General features: G+C 69.6%; 4 protein-coding genes and 2 tRNA genes. 5 read left to right on the top strand and 1 reads right to left on the bottom strand.

What is annotated here, in order from left to right:
- Positions 1-57 precede the first annotated feature (57 nt).
- Positions 58-149, top strand: a tRNA-Ser gene (locus RCP80_RS00815).
- 16 nt (positions 150-165) lie between these two features.
- Positions 166-238, top strand: a tRNA-Arg gene (locus RCP80_RS00820).
- A 173-nt stretch (positions 239-411) separates the two neighbouring features.
- Here the strand turns inward: RCP80_RS00820 and RCP80_RS00825 are convergent.
- Positions 412-771, bottom strand: coding sequence for a hypothetical protein (locus RCP80_RS00825; RefSeq protein ID WP_308480537.1), 360 nt, complete (start codon positions 769-771; stop codon positions 412-414).
- A gap of 222 nt (positions 772-993) precedes the next feature.
- Between RCP80_RS00825 and RCP80_RS00830 the strand changes: the two genes are divergently transcribed.
- The 3 genes from RCP80_RS00830 to RCP80_RS00840 all read left to right on the top strand — a co-directional run bounded on the left by RCP80_RS00830 (position 994) and on the right by RCP80_RS00840 (position 15635).
- Positions 994-1512, top strand: a complete 519-nt coding sequence (locus RCP80_RS00830; RefSeq protein WP_308480538.1) for a hypothetical protein — start codon at positions 994-996, stop codon at positions 1510-1512.
- A 515-nt stretch (positions 1513-2027) separates the two neighbouring features.
- Positions 2028-8270 carry a beta strand repeat-containing protein gene (locus tag RCP80_RS00835; protein WP_308480539.1) on the top strand — a complete coding sequence of 2081 codons (6243 nt, stop codon included), beginning with the start codon at positions 2028-2030 and terminating at the stop codon, positions 8268-8270.
- Between the two features lie 846 nt (positions 8271-9116).
- Positions 9117-15635, top strand: a complete 6519-nt coding sequence (locus RCP80_RS00840) for a beta strand repeat-containing protein (protein ID WP_308480540.1) — start codon at positions 9117-9119, stop codon at positions 15633-15635.
- Positions 15636-15686: the final 51 nt, after the last annotated feature.

Raw genomic sequence — 15686 nt, forward strand, 5'->3', positions numbered from 1 at the left:
TGCCCTCGGCGGTTCCGGTACCGGAGATCGGGTCCGGTAACCTCTGAGAAGTTCGAAGGAGGCGTGCCAGAGCGGCCGAATGGGACTCACTGCTAATGAGTTGTCCCCCTTAAAGGGGACCGGAGGTTCAAATCCTCTCGCCTCCGCCACACAATTGAATACCCAGCGCCCGTAGCTCAACGGATAGAGCATCTGACTACGGATCAGAAGGTTAGGGGTTCGAATCCCTTCGGGCGCACTTCCCAGAGACGGCCTCCCCCGGGAGGCCGTCTCGTTTTTGGCGACAGCGCGCCCGCTACGGATGGCCCGACATGGGCTTGGGCTGGTCATCCCGGGACGCTGCGGAGCCCGTACACGACCAGGTGCGGTTCGGCAGGTCGCCTCGACCGGATGCGCGAGTCCCGGGTTCGGTCAGCTGCTGACGTTCAGCGGCAGCGAGACGAAGCCGTTGTTGCTACTCACCGATATCAGGTAGCGCCCATCGACCGGTAGCGGTACTTGCATCGGGAAGAAGACGAATCCCACCTCGCCGCCCAAGCTGGACTCCGGGACGTCGAGTTGGGCGTTCTCGGAGTTGCCGGTCGGGCCGGTGACCTTGACGTCGATCTTGGGGGACCGGTCCGACGGTTCGGGTTGGATCAACACCACCAGGGTCGCACGCGCGGCGCGCTCCGGGCCCACCCGGCAGGCGCTGATCACGCCGCCCACGATGTTGAGCTTGTTGTCCACGACCGAGGCGGATTCGGCGAGCAGTGCGCCAGTGACTATCACCGGCCCAACATACAACGGGACTACGACACCAGGGTGAAAGTCTTTGATACTGCATGGAATTCTGCGCTGCCGACGCACAGCTTCCGGTTGTCGACCGGTCGATCGCCAACCGGGTGAGGTGCGCAGCTCGGATGACATTGCGCCGCACTGAAGTCCGGCGGGGCCGGATGTTGGTGCGCATTTCGGAGCGTTCCCGCGGGTCAATGCAGTTAGGATCACGCAATGTCGGAACGCGCGGGAACGCCGCAAAATGTGCCGGGGGCGCAGCCTGTCCCGAACCGTGCGTACCGGGGATGGTTGGCTCCGGCAGCGCTGATCGTGGCGCTGCTGGCGGCCGGAATTTCGATTTGGTCGGTCGTGGAGTCATCCGATGCCCGCTCGTCTGGCGCCGAGGTGCTGAGTGCCGACGAAGCAAAGTCGAAGGCCTGTTCCGCTTTTGAGATTGTGCAACGCGCGGTGAACCTGCAGACCAACGCCGATTTGGGGCCCGAGGTGGTGGCGCGTGAAGTGGTGGCAGCCAATGCGCGGCTCGCCACCATCGGAGGCGGGCAGTACCTGTTGCACAACCTGAATGCGGGCGCGCCGGCGGAACTCGGTGACGCGATGCGCAGTTTTGCGAACGACCTGCTCGAGGTGGGCATGGGTCAGCTTGCCGGGTTGTCGAGCCACAGCCCGGATCAGGCCGGCCGACTGGCGTACCTGGAAGCGATGCGTCCGCAGATCGTGGAGCTGTGCCGGTAGGTCGCCGCACGTTCGGCGACCTGTGCTGCCTCTCGTATTAGGTCGACCGAGCCTGCTTTCGGGTCTGGGACCGGTGTCTCACTCATCTGATTCTCAGCTTGGCACCTGCGGTGCGCGGGCCGGCGGTGGCGTTGCTACCGGCGCTGGGGAGCCCAACGGGGCGCACCCGGAACGAATTAGCTGTCAGCACCATTGGCGGCTGTCCGGCGCCGGGTGCGGCGCGTCGGAGCAGTCGGGCTGGACGGAGCTGACCAGCAGGTGCCAGCCGAGCGGCCGGGCGCTGCCGGTGGCTTCCGGCGGGTCTAGGTGTGGTTGCTGCGCGGTGCACCGGGTGGTCCCTGGCGGCCGGTAGCGGGCTCGTTGGGATCGAAAACAAATGTGTTTGCGGGTGCAATCACGACGGGTTGTCGTACCCAGAATGCATCCCACCCTCAGCAAGTTCTCAGTTAGGCTGCCGTCCAAGTCGCAGGGGGTCTGCGAGCTGACTGAAATCTCAAGTGACGGGGGATCTTTCGATGGGCTATGCCAATTACGTGGGCCGGGTTGGTGCGCTGGCGGTTGCGCTGGGTATCGGTACGGCGATTGGCGGCCCGCCGGGAGTTGCTTGGGCGGAACCGGATAGCGGCAGTGGTGGGACTTCGCAGAGTTCGGGCTCGGAGTCCTCGGAGGGCGCTGGTGGAGGTGCGGGATCCGACGAGTCGGGCCCGGCGGCCGGTTCGGCCGGCAGCAGCGATCCGAAAAAGAACAAGCTCCAGGTCACCATCAGGGAGCGGGCGGAGTCGATCGCCAAAGACTTGGAGAAGCGGTCTCAGGGAATCGAGAAGCGCGCCGCAGTTCTTGAGAAGCGGGTCAACAGTTTTGAGGAAAAGGCCCGGCAACTCGCCGAGCGGCTGCAGCCGCGGTTGCGGGTTTCCGGTGGCAGCGGTGCAAGCGGCGGTGTAAGCGGGGCGGAATCCGGAACTGCTGGTTTTGAGCTGGGCGAGGGCCTCACCGACGTGCCGGTTGCAGACCCCGGAACCGTCGGCACGATCCCCCCGGTCGAGCCGACTGAACCCGTGGATGCCGCCCAACCCGGTGGCGCCGGTACCGACGAAGATGACGCGCCGCCAACCAATTCCGGCGATAGTACTGATTCGAATCCGCGGGTGCTGCGCTCCGCTGTGCCCGGGGAGGGGGCGGTTTCCGCCGAAAGTGCGTCGCTCCAGGACATTCCGGCAGAGCTCAAGCATGGCCTGGAAACGTTCGAGGTGTCCGTCACCACCGTTGCGGAGGCAGGCGCGATCACGGCGTTGATCGTTGATCAGCCTATCGAGCCGGACGAAGTCCTGCTTCCGGTGCCTGCGGTGCCTGAGCCGGGGGTTGTCGGGGGCAGTGTTGTTTTGAGTGGGTTGTTGGGTGCGTTTGGTTATACGTCCTCGGCGGCCGGGGGTGAGGTGCCGGCGGCGCCGAATCCGACGTTGGCCTTGTTGTGGGCGGCGTATCGGCGGTTGGAGGTCACGCAGGCGAGCCCGGGGGCGCAGTCTCTTGGTGGTGAGGTGGCGACGTTCAGCACGGGTCAGTCGGGTCCGGTGTCGGCGTTGGCGACTCCGGGTGGTTCGTTGTTCTCGTTCACGGTGGGGCCGTTGGGGCTGTTCGGTAATGGGACGGCGGCCAATCCCAATGGTGGTCTGTTGATCGGTAATGGTTATTCCTGGACTGCGGATACCTGCAATGCCGGTGCTGCGTGCCAGGGCGGCAATGGTGGGTTGTTGGGCAATGGTGGCGCTGGCTTCAACGGCGGAAACGGCGGTGCAGCGGGCTGGATCGGCGATGGGGGCAACGGCGGCGCCGGCGTAACGGGGCTCAACGCCGGTGCCGGCGGCAACGGCGGTACGGGCGGCTTGTTCATGGGCAACGGCGGGAAGGGCGGCGTCGGCGCATCCGGGACTGCTGGCGGTCCCGGTAGTGCGGGCGGCGACGGCGGCAATGTAGGCCGGTTGTCGGTGTTGGGCAACGGCGGCAAGGGCGGTGCGGGCGGTGCGGGCGGTGCAGGTGCTGCGGGTACTGCGACCACCGCCGCCGTGGTCGGTGGTGTTGGTGGTACGGGTGGTGCCGGGGGATCGGGCAGCTTGCTGTTCGGCCGCGGCGGCGACGGCGGCAAGGGTGGCAACGGTGGTGCCGGCGGCGCCGGTTACAACGGGTTGACCGGGACCGCCGGTGGTGGCGATGGTGAAAACGGTGGCAATGCCGCCGCTGGTGGTGCCGGTGGCGCCGGTGGCGCTGCGGGTCAGGGGCGGTTCCTGTTCCTGTTCGAGAACAGTGGCACCGATGGTGACGGCGGGAACGGTGGTCGCGGTGGTCGGGGCGGCAACGCGGGCAACGGCGGGGTGGGCACTGATGGTGATGCCGTCAATCCCGATGGTGGTCGGGGTGGTGATGGTGGTGAGCGCGGTGTGGCCGGTGCCGGTGGTGCTGCTGGTGTAGCCGGTGGTTCGACGGGTGTCGACGGGAATGTCGGTGCCGTGGGTGCAGCCGCCACCGGTGGCAATGGTGGCCGCGGTGGTAACGGCTGGGACAGCGATGATGTGAACATCGCCGGCGGCAACGGTGGCGACGGCGGTAACGCGGGCAGTCAGGGCAACGGTGGTGTCGGTGGCCAGGGCGGTGCCGGTGCGGCGGGGGTCGACGGTGAAAACGGCGTAGCGGCAGGCGAATCCGGCGAGGACGGCTCGATCGGCGGGGCGGCCGGCAGTGGCGGCAACGGCGGTTCGGGTGGTTCGGTCTCCGGTAACGGCGGTGCGGGCGGCAAGGGCGGCACGGGTGGTGTCGGCGGCAGCGGTGGTGACGGCAGCACCGCGCCGGGTGCCGACTTTGCCGGCAGCGGCGGTGACGGTGGTGTCGGCGGCGCCGGCGGTGAAGGTGGTCTCGGCGGTACCGCGCTCGGTGTCGGGGCCGACGGTCTCGATGGCGCCTTCGGTGACGGCGGCGCCGGTGGCAGTGGTGGTCTCGGCGGCAGTGTCGGCGACGGTGCAACCGGTGGTGCCGGTGGTGCCGGGGGCGCCGGCGGTGTGGGTACCGCGGCCGGGCCCGGTCTCGGTGGCGGTGGTGGTGGCGGTGGCGGCGGCGCCACTGTCCAAGAACTCAACGGCGGCGAAATCACCGACAGCACCGCGCAAGGTGGGGCCGGTGGGGTCGGCGGCGCCGGATCCGTCACTGAGTCCGGTGGGAGCGGCGGTACCGGCGGCACGGCCACGGTGATCGCCGACGGCACCGACAGCACCGTGACGGACAGTCATGCCATCGGTGGTGCCGGTGTCACCGGAGATCCCAACGGCGGCAAGGGCGGAGACGGTGCCACGGCATTGGTGCAAGCCAGCGGTGGCGCCGCGATCGAGGGCAGCACCGCGACCGCGGGCAACAGCTCCAACACCGCCGTGGGTGGTTCGGCTGTCATCGAGGCTGACGGTGCGGACAGCAGCGTGACCGACAGTGCGGCCACCGGCGGCAACGCCGGTAGCGGCGATACCGCCGGCGGTATCGGTGGTGCAGGCGGCGATGCCTACGTCTCTGCGACGTATGGCGGCGCCGTCCAGAACGGGACGGCTCAAGGTGGTAACGGTGGCGCCGGCACCAATGATGGCGAGGGCGGCGCCGGTGGCGCCGGCTACGTCTACGCGGCGGGCGCGAACAGCTCCGTCGCCGACGGTCTCGCCACCGGCGGTGACGGCGGTGACGGTACCGATAGCGGCACGGGTGGCGACGGAGGTGTGGCCTCGGTCACCGCCGGCATCGATGACAACACCGTCCAGCTTCCCAACAACACCGTCAGCAACGCTGAGGCCACTGGCGGTGGCGGTGGTGATGCCACCGGCCTGGACAGCACCGGAGGCGATGGGGGCGCCAGCTACATCCAAGGTGGAAACGGCAAGGAGATCGCCGATGGCGTCGCGACCGGCGGTGCAGGCGGGGACGCCTCTGCTGGTGGCGCTGGCGGCACGGGGGGATTGGCCCAGCTGATTTCCCTGTCTCAGGGCGTCGTCGACGACGCCACCGCCCTCGGCGGCAACGGGGGCGTAGGCACGGCAGGGGCAACCGGCGGCAACGGCGGCTTGGCTCAGGTAATCGGTTGGCAGCAGAACGCCACCGGGAGCGGCGTCGCTACGGGCGGTAACGGTGGCGCCGGCAATGGTGGCGATGGCGGCCACGGCGGAATGGGTTCCATCTATGCCAACGGAGCCAACAGCACTGCCGAGGGTTCGGCGACCGGAGGCCACGGCGGCGACGGCGGCGCCAGCGGCGGAGGTCGCGGCGGCGACGGCGGCGTCGGGTCGATCTATACCGTGACAGGTAACAGCAGCGCTGCGGGCACCGTGCTTGGTGGCCAGGGCGGTGCCGGCGGCGCCAACGATGGCGGCGGCACCGGCGGTGCGGGCGGGCGCGCCGATATTCGGATCGGCGGCGGCGGTAGTGCCACCGGTGAGGCCACCGGCGGTGCCGGTGGTCAGGGCGGTGACGCCACCGAGACCGAGGACGGCGGCGATGGTGGTGCCGGTGGCTGGGGCGGCCTCGGTTCAGCCTGGAACGGCACTGGGTGGACGGTCGGTGTCGGCACCGCCAGCGGTACCGCGACCGGCGGCGGCGGCGGCAATGCCATCGGCACCGGTACCGGCGGCGCCGGTGGCGTAGGCAAAGTTCTCGCCACGGCTGCGGGCAGCAACGCCAGTGGCACCGGCACCGGTGGTGCCGGTGGAGATGGCGCCGACGGGGGTATCGGTGGTGCCGGTGCCGAGGGCGGGGTCATCGCCCAGCGGGTCGACAGCACGGCAACGGGCACAGCTATCGGTGGTGCCGGCGGGCACGCGGACGGTGTCGGCAGTACCGGTGGCGCGGGCGGCGGTGGCTGGGTCGAGACGGGTTATTCCGCCGGCATCGGTGACAACGGCAAGGCGAGCGGGGCCGCCAGTGGCGGCGACGGTGGCGACGCGACGACCGGCGGTCACGGCGGTGTCGGCGGCTTCGCCACCGTGATCGCCAGCGGGACCGACTCGGTAGCCGAGGGCTCCGCATCCGGTGGTGCCGGTGGTGTCGGCGCGGCCGGCGGCACCGGCGGCGCGGGCGCGCGGGCGCAGATCACAGCCTTCGGCAACGCATCCAACGCCGGTGGTACCGCCGTTGCCGGCGACGGCGGCAGCGGCACCGGTCCCGGTGTGACGGGTGGCTCGGGCGGTCAAGCGATCATTGGGTCGGGGCAAAGCTCCGGCGCTGGTGTCAACAGCACCGCCAAGGGCAGCGCGACCGGTGGCACCGGAGGCGCTGGCGCGAACGACGTCGATGGCGGCAACGCAGGTGGCGCCACAATCACCGCCAGGCAGAACAACGACTCCATCACCGGCGGCATCGCTACCGGCGGCCACGGGGTCACGGGTATCAACGGCAACAACGCGAGTCTCAACACTGCCACGGGCACGATCATCGACAGCTCCGCGATCGCCGGCTCCCACAGCGAGGGGGCCGTTGGTGGCGGCGCCAGCATCGCGGCGAGCGGGGGCGGGATTGTCAGCAAAACCCACGTCACCGGCGGCGACGCGGGAATCGGTGGTGCCGGAGGAGGCGCGTCGGCGACCGCCGCCACTGGTGCCGCCATCCTTGACAGCTCCGCGACCGGCGGGGCGGGCGGTACCACCGCGGTCGGTGGTGCGGCCAGCATCGTTGCCGCGGGGGCACAGACGCTGGTCTCCGACAGTCACGTCACCGGCGGTGCCGGCGGTGCCGGCAATGACATCACCGGTGGTGCCGGTGGTGCCGCAAGAATCGAAGCTAGCGGTGCCGGTAAGGTCCAAAACCTCACCGCTGAGGGCGGTAGGGGCGGCGCCGGAAGCAACGGTGGCGTCGGCGGCGCCGGTGGCCTTGCGGATGTTCAAGCGCACCGGGGTGGGACGGCTCACGACGGGGTTGTCCGTGGCGGCGACGGTGGCAATGGCGACGCCGGCGGCCACGGAGGTGCCGGAGGCGAGGGCCAGCTGAAGACGCAGTACGACGCAACGGGCCTCACCGGTGGCGATGCGAGCGGTAATGCCAGCGGAGGCAACGGTGGTGACGCCACCGGAGTGGATAGCAGCGGTGGCGATGGCGGTGACGGCAGAATCTCCGCGCAGAACGAGGCCACCGCATACGGCGTCGCCACCGGCGGCGACGGCGGCGACGCGAGCGGCCCAAACGCGATCGGCGGCAACGGCGCCACCGGTGACATCAGTGCCGGAAGACATTTCGGCGTTCCCGGCGCCAGCACCGGCGGGACATCGCACGGCACGGCGCAGGGAGGCCACGGCGGCAACGCCGTCGGCGATAACTCGCGCGGCGGGAATGGCAGCAACGGCAGTTTCCAGGCCGCCGGCCAGGGTGCAGAGGCCAGCGGTTCGGTCACCGGTGGCAGCGGCGGTGACGGCATCAATGGCGGCATCGGTGGAGATGCCCCGTTCCATTCCCAGAACACGGCGCTGGGGGTGAACGCCAAAGCCACCGACAACACCGTGATCGGCGGCACCGGCGGCGATGGTGTTGACGGGGGCGTCGGTGGGGCGGGTGGATTCGTCCACGTCGGAGCCCGGGGCCCGGATAGCTCCTACACCAACGGAAATGCCCAGGCTGGCAACGGGGGTAGCGGCACGGGCGCGGGGAGCACCGGTGGAGATGGCAGCTCTAACGAGTTGATCAATAACCCCGGCCAGCACACCGACGGTGCGGAATGGAACGGCACCAACGGCGCGAACGTGCCGTAGCAGCCGGCGCACGGCAACACGCAACCAACTGCGGCCCGGTCGAAAGACCGGGCCGCAGTTGTGTTTTGCGCGGGGGGAACGACGTCGAGACCGTGTTCAGCGCGCCAACGTCCGAGAGGGACCCCCACGCTGAGCGCAGCCTCGATGCACGCCTGGCTAGGTGAGGGCGTAGGTCGTGGCAGTCCTAGACTGGGCCGTCACGAAGCCACCGCCGCGGACCGCCGACGCGCCCCGGGGCGGCCAAAAGACCCGCGGTTCAACGGATGGTGCTGTGCCGACGCTCGGTTCATGGGCCCGAACCCTCTCGGAGTGCTTACTGAAGGCTCGGCCTCAGTGGTCCGGGGGTGCTTCCCTCGAGTGTTGTGCTGCTTGAACTCATCCAATTCTCAGAGTAAATCCAGCGTCTGGCGCCCGACGGCGACGTTGCTGCCGGTGGCTGGGGCGGGCGACCGGATCCACCCGGGATGTATTTGCTGTCAGCGGCACCGGTGGGGTGCCCTGGTGGGCGTCCGTGTAAGCGTCGGTCATCCTCTCTGCGACTTCCGGGCCGATTGACCAGCCGGTATGTGGATCGTGGGAATGCCTGGGCCGGCGCCGCCACGCGTCGTGCACCGCAGGGGTGTGCTTGCTGGTCGTTGCGGGATAGCGCCGTCGGGGTGATGGCGGTGATCGGTAGCGGGATAATTCGAATCGCAAACAAATGTATTTGCGCGTTTAACCACGTCGCGTAGGCGCCCGTGAAATGCCGCCCGCACTCAGGAAGTTCTCAGCTAGGCTCCGGCGAACTCGTAGTACGTGCGCGAGCTGACAAGCTGACTGAAATCTCAAGGGATCGGGGATCTTTCGATGGGCTATGCCAATTATGTGGGCCGGGTTGGTGCGCTGGCGGTTGCGCTGGGTATCGGTACGGCGATTGGCGGCCCGCCGGGAGTTGCTTGGGCGGAACCGGATAGCGGCAGTGGTGGGACTTCGCAGAGTTCGGGCTCGGAGTCCTCGGAGGGCGCTGGTGGAGGTGCGGGATCCGACGAGTCGGGCCCGGCGGCCGGTTCGGCCGGCAGCAGCGATCCGAAAAAGAACAAGCTCCAGGTCACCATCAGGGAGCGGGCGGAGTCGATCGCCAAAGACTTGGAGAAGCGTAATCAGGGCTTGGAGAAGCGTGCTGCAAGTATTGAGAGGCGGGTCAACAGTTTTGAGGAAAAGGCCCGGCAACTCGCCGAGCGGCTGCAGCCGCGGTTGCGGGTTTCCGGTGGCAGCGGTGCAAGCGGCGGTGTAAGCGGCATCGGAACGGATGACACTGACCCGGTGGCGCCGGTTGTCGGCCCAGTGGAACCCGTGGATCCGAGCCTGCCGGCGGAGTCCGGCCCCGGTACCGGTGGTAATTCCGGCGGCACTGCGGGTGATTCCGGCGATGCCGCTGGTGAGTTGGGCGAAAGCACTTCCGCCCCAGCCACTTCCGGTGGCGGTGGCGGCGATGCCGACGGACGGCTGTCGAGGTCGTCGTTGGCGCAGTCGTTCACCGTCTCTGGTGAGAACGCCTTGGCTGCCTCGGTTGCCGGGTTGGACGGAGCTGACGTGGGCCTCGGTGCGGCCCCGGAGGCGGCGGCGGTCCCTGCTTTGGTCGTCGAGCAGTCGGTGGAACCGGTTGAGGCGTTGCTTCCGGTGCCTGCGGTGTCTGAGCCGGGGGTTGTCGGGGGCAGTGTTGTTTTGAGTGGGTTGTTGGGTGCGTTTGGTTATACGTCCTCGGCGGCTGGGGGTGAGGTGCCGGCGGGGCCGAATCCGTCGTTGGCCTTGTTGTGGGCGGCGTATCGGCGGTTGGAGGTCACGCAGGCGAGCCCGGGGGCGCAGTCTCTTGGTGGTGAGGTGGCGACGTTTGGCACGGGTCAGTCGGGTCCGGTGTCGGCGTTGGCGACTCCGGGTGGTTCGTTGTTCTCGTTCACGGTGGGTCCGTTGGGGCTGTTCGGTAATGGGACGGCGGCCAATCCCAATGGTGGTCTGTTGATCGGTAATGGTTATTCCTGGACTGCGGATACCTGCAATGCCGGTGCTGCGTGCCAGGGCGGCAATGGTGGGTTGTTGGGCAATGGTGGCGCTGGCTTCAACGGCGGAAACGGCGGTGCAGCGGGCTGGATCGGTAATGGTGGCAACGGCGGTGTCGGGGTGACCGGACTCGCCGCTGGTGCCGGCGGCAACGGCGGTACGGGTGGGCTGTTGATCGGTAATGGCGGCGCCGGTGGCGCGGGTGCTGCCGGCGTGAGCGGGCTCGACGGTGGTGTCGGAGGTGCGGGCGGCAATGTGGGCCGGTTGTCGGTGTTGGGCAACGGTGGTGCCGGTGGTGCGGGCGGCAACGGGGGCGCCGGTACGGCCGGCACCTTGACGTCGGTGGCTACGGTCGGTGGTGTTGGTGGTGCGGGTGGTGCCGGGGGATCGGGCAGCTTGCTGTTCGGCCGCGGCGGCGACGGCGGCAAGGGTGGCAACGGTGGTGCCGGCGGCGCCGGTTACAACGGGTTGACCGGGACCGCCGGTGGTGGCGACGGTGAAAATGGTGGCGATGCCGCCGCTGGTGGTGCCGGTGGCGCCGGTGGCGCTGCGGGTCAGGGGCGGTTCCTGTTCCTGTTCGAACGCAGTGGCACCGATGGTGACGGCGGGAACGGTGGTCGCGGTGGTCGGGGCGGCAACGCGGGCAACGGCGGGGTGGGCACTGATGGTGATGCCGTCAATCCCGACGGTGGTCGGGGTGGTGATGGTGGTGAGCGCGGTGTGGCCGGTGCCGGTGGTGCTGCTGGTGTAGCCGGTGGTTCGACGGGTGTCGACGGGAATGTCGGTGCCGTGGGTGCAGCCGCCACCGGTGGCAATGGTGGCCGCGGTGGTAACGGCTGGGACAGCGATGATGTGAACATCGCCGGCGGCAACGGTGGCGACGGCGGTAACGCGGGCAGTCAGGGCAACGGTGGTGTCGGTGGCCAGGGCGGTGCCGGTGCGGCGGGGGTCGACGGTGAAAACGGCGTAGCGGCAGGCGAATCCGGCGAGGACGGCTCGATCGGCGGGGCGGCCGGCAGTGGCGGCAACGGCGGTTCGGGTGGTTCGGTCTCCGGTAACGGCGGTGCGGGCGGCAAGGGCGGCACGGGTGGTGTCGGCGGCAGCGGTGGTGACGGCAGCACCGCGCCGGGTGCCGACTTTGCCGGCAGCGGCGGTGACGGTGGTGTCGGCGGCGCCGGCGGTGAAGGTGGTCTCGGCGGTACCGCGCTCGGTGTCGGGGCCGACGGTCTCGATGGCGCCTTCGGTGACGGCGGCGCCGGTGGCAGTGGTGGTCTCGGCGGCAGTGTCGGCGACGGTGCAACCGGTGGTGCCGGTGGTGCCGGGGGCGCCGGCGGTGTGGGTACCGCGGCCGGGCCCGGTCTCGGTGGCGGTGGTGGTGGCGGTGGCGGCGGCGCCACTGTCCAAGAACTCAACGGCGGCGAAATCACCGACAGCACCGCGCAAGGTGGGGCCGGTGGGGTCGGCGGCGCCGGATCCGTCACTGAGTCCGGTGGGAGCGGCGGTACCGGCGGCACGGCCACGGTGATCGCCGACGGCACCGACAGCACCGTGACGGACAGTCATGCCATCGGTGGTGCCGGTGTCACCGGAGATCCCAACGGCGGCAAGGGCGGAGACGGTGCCACGGCATTGGTGCAAGCCAGCGGTGGCGCCGCGATCGAGGGCAGCACCGCGACCGCGGGCAACAGCTCCAACACCGCCGTGGGTGGTTCGGCTGTCATCGAGGCTGACGGTGCGGACAGCAGCGTGACCGACAGTGCGGCCACCGGCGGCAACGCCGGACATGGCAGCAACGGCGGCACCGGCGGCGCAGGCGGTGCCGCGTTCGTCCAGGCCGACGGCATCAACTCTGCGGCCAGTGGTTCGGCGAGTGGTGGTGCTGGTGGGGCTGGTAGCGATGGCGGTAAGGGTGGTGCCGGTGGCAGCGGCTCCGTTTATGCTTTCGCTCACGGTTCTGCTGAGGGTTCTGCTGCTGGTGGTGCCGGCGGTAGTGGTGTCGGTGTGGGCAGCCAGGGTGGTGCCGGTGGCACGGCCTGGGTTCAGGCGGGCTACAACGGTGTCAACGGCGGCACTGCGAGCGGGTCTGCGTCTGGCGGTATCGGTGGTGATGCTTCCAACGGTGGTACCGGCGGCATGGGTGGCAACGCGTTGGTGATGGCGGCCGGGGCGGCCGGGGTGGCCACGAACAACATCGCTGTCGGCGGTGATGGTGGTGCGGCCACGGCAAGTGGTGCCATCGGTGGTGCGGGTGGTTTCAGCAATATCGCCGCCCAGGATGGTGAAATCACTGGCAGCACGGCGACTTCGGGTCACGGTGGTGCCGGTCACGGCGGCCACGGCGGCAAGGGCGGCGACGGCTGGATCCAGGTCAGTAACGCCGGGAACCCGATCGGCACTTCGGTCACTGACAGCTCGGTGGCCGGCGGTGCCGGCGGCGATGGTGGTGCCGACGGAACTGGCGGTGCGAGCGGTGGCGATGGCGGCACGGGTGGTTCCAGCGTTGTCTTCGTAGCTGCTGGTCAGCAGCTCACCGGGGTGAACGGTGCCGGCGGTGTCGGTGGCGATGGTGGTGCCGGCGGCACCTACGTCGACGCGGTCGCGACGGGTAACGGCGGTGCCGGCGGTGCCGGCGGTCACGATGAGGGCTTCGGCGGCACGGCGGGTGCCGGTGGCAACGGCGGGGATGGCGGCGTCGGTGCGCTCGGCGGCGCTGGCGGTGCCGGTGGCAACGCTCTTGGCACGGGCGGCCAGGGCGGTGCCGGCGGTGACGGTGGTGCCGGTGGCACCTACGTTGATGCCACCCACACGGGCAGCGGCGGCGCTGGTGGTGCCGGCGGTGCGGGTCGCGTCCGGGTCAACAACGGCACCGCGGACGGTACGGCCACCGGTGGTGCCGGCGGTGCGGGCGGCGACGGCGATGTCGACGGCAACAGTGGCGGCAGCGGTGGGACCGGCGGCGACGCGCTGATCAGAGCCACTGTCATCGGCAGCGAGGCCAGCGGCACGGCCACCGGTGGGGCCGGTGGTGCCGGCGGAACCCTTGGTGCCACGGGCGGTGCCGGTGGTGCGGCGACGATCGAGGCCTACAACGTGGTCGCCACCAACACGACGGCCAGCGGGACCGCAATCGGCGGTGCCGGTGGCGCCGGCAGCACTGGCGGCACCGGCGGTGCCGGTGGCTCGGCGTTCATCACAACCAGTGGCACCAACTCTGCGGCCAGTGGTTCGGCGAGTGGTGGTGCTGGTGGGGCTGGTAGCGATGGCGGTAAGGGTGGTGCCGGTGGCAGCGGCTCCGTTTATGCTTTCGCTCACGGTTCTGCTGAGGGTTCTGCTGCTGGTGGTGCCGGCGGTAGTGGTGTCGGTGTGGGCAGCCAGGGTGGTGCCGGTGGCACGGCCTGGGTTCAGGCGGGCTACAACGGTGTCAACGGCGGCACTGCGAGCGGGTCTGCGTCTGGCGGTATCGGTGGTGATGCTTCCAACGGTGGTACCGGCGGCATGGGTGGCAACGCGTTGGTGATGGCGGCCGGGGCGGCCGGGGTGGCCACGAACAACATCGCTGTCGGCGGTGATGGTGGTGCGGCCACGGCAAGTGGTGCCATCGGTGGTGCGGGTGGTTTCAGCAATATCGCCGCCCAGGATGGTGAAATCACTGGCAGCACGGCGACTTCGGGTCACGGTGGTGCCGGTCACGGCGGCCACGGCGGCAAGGGCGGCGACGGCTGGATCCAGGTCCCGGAGCCGAACGCCCCCGCGGGCACCGTCATCTCCAACGCGACCGCCGCCGGCGGCGACGGCGGCGACGGCGGGGTGTCTGACGGGGCCAACGTCGGCGGTGACGGTGCTGCCGGCGGAATTGCCGGCGTCTACGGATTCTCCGGCGGCGAGGTGTCGGGCTCCAGCGCGACCGGTGGTGCCGGTGGCGCCGGCGGGGCAGGTTCGGCTGCCGGCCCGGGCGGCCATGGCGGTACCGGCGGCAACGGCGCAGTCACGGCCATCGAAGGGGTCATCACTGATGGTCACGTCACCGGCGGCGACGGCACCGCCGGTGGTCCCAACGGCGTCGACGGCAATCCCGGAGCCGACAACTCGTTGTATGTCCTTAGCGCCGGCAGCGTCACCGACACGGTGGTCACCAGTGGTCAGAACACCGAGAACTTCACCGGTGGTGCGGTGACCGTGACGGTCGGTGCCGGCGGCGTCATCTCCGGCAGCACGGTGACAGGTGGCAACGCCAGCGACACCGCGGCCGGTGGTGCGGCGAGTATGTCGGCGACCGGCGCGGGCAGCACCATCACCAACAGTTCGGTCACCGGTGGCGACGCCGGGGTCGGTAGCACCGGCGGAAGCGGCGGCACCGGTGGTGCGGCCACCATCGAGGTGACCAACGGTGGCACCGTCGATGGAGCCGAGGCCGTCGGCGGTGAAGGTGGCGACGGTATCAACGGAGGCGTCGGCGGTAACGGCGGTCTCGCCATGATCACCGTCGACGACGGCACGCTCACAAACGTCGTGGCAACCGCGAATCGGGGTGGCGACGCGGACGGTGCTGACAGCACTGGCGGTAGGGGCGGCGGCGCTGTTGTGGAAGTCCTCAGCGGCGCCACGGTGGAGAACTCCACCAGCACCGGTGGCGTCGGCGGCGACGCCACAGCCGGGGGCACCGGCGGCAATGGGGAAAGGGGCTACCTCTGGGCTATGAATGACGGCACCGTGACGGCGGGTCATTCCTTCGGTGGTGACGGTGGCTACGCCGAGGGTGAGGGCGCCGTGGGTGGCAATGCCACACTCAGCTACATCTCGGTGGGCCGCACCTTCGGCGGATTCACCGGGGGCACCGCGTCCGGGACGGTGTACGGCGGCGACGGCGGTGACGCGATCGGAGTCAACGCCAAGGGCGGCAACGGGAACCGGGCCGCCATCCAGGCGACCGGCGACGGAGCCGAGGCCAGCGGCACGGTCTTCGGCGGCAACGGCGGCAACGCCATCGGGGACAACAGCATCGGCGGCAACGGCAGCACCCTGGTGAGTCAGATCACCGCGCTGGCCGATGGGGCTACGGCCACCGGTACCACGGTCACCGCTGGTAATGGTGGCGACGGCGTCGACGGCGGTACGGGCGGCGCGGGCGGATACGTCAACGTCGGCGTCAACACCGGATCCGTCAACGGCCAGTGGACCAATGGGACCGTCAGCGGCGGTAACGGCGGCACCGGTACGGGAGCCGGTCATACCGGCGGCGACGGACAATCCATCGAAAGGTTCGCTGCCAGTAATCAGGTGCGGGACGGGGAGACTCTGACCGGTACCGACGGCGCGGACGCACCGTAACTGCCGCACGGCATTGCACAACAACTGCGGCCCGGTCGAAAGACCGGGCCG

The organism is Mycolicibacterium sp. MU0053, from assembly GCF_963378095.1.
Lineage (GTDB): Bacteria > Actinomycetota > Actinomycetes > Mycobacteriales > Mycobacteriaceae > Mycobacterium > Mycobacterium burgundiense.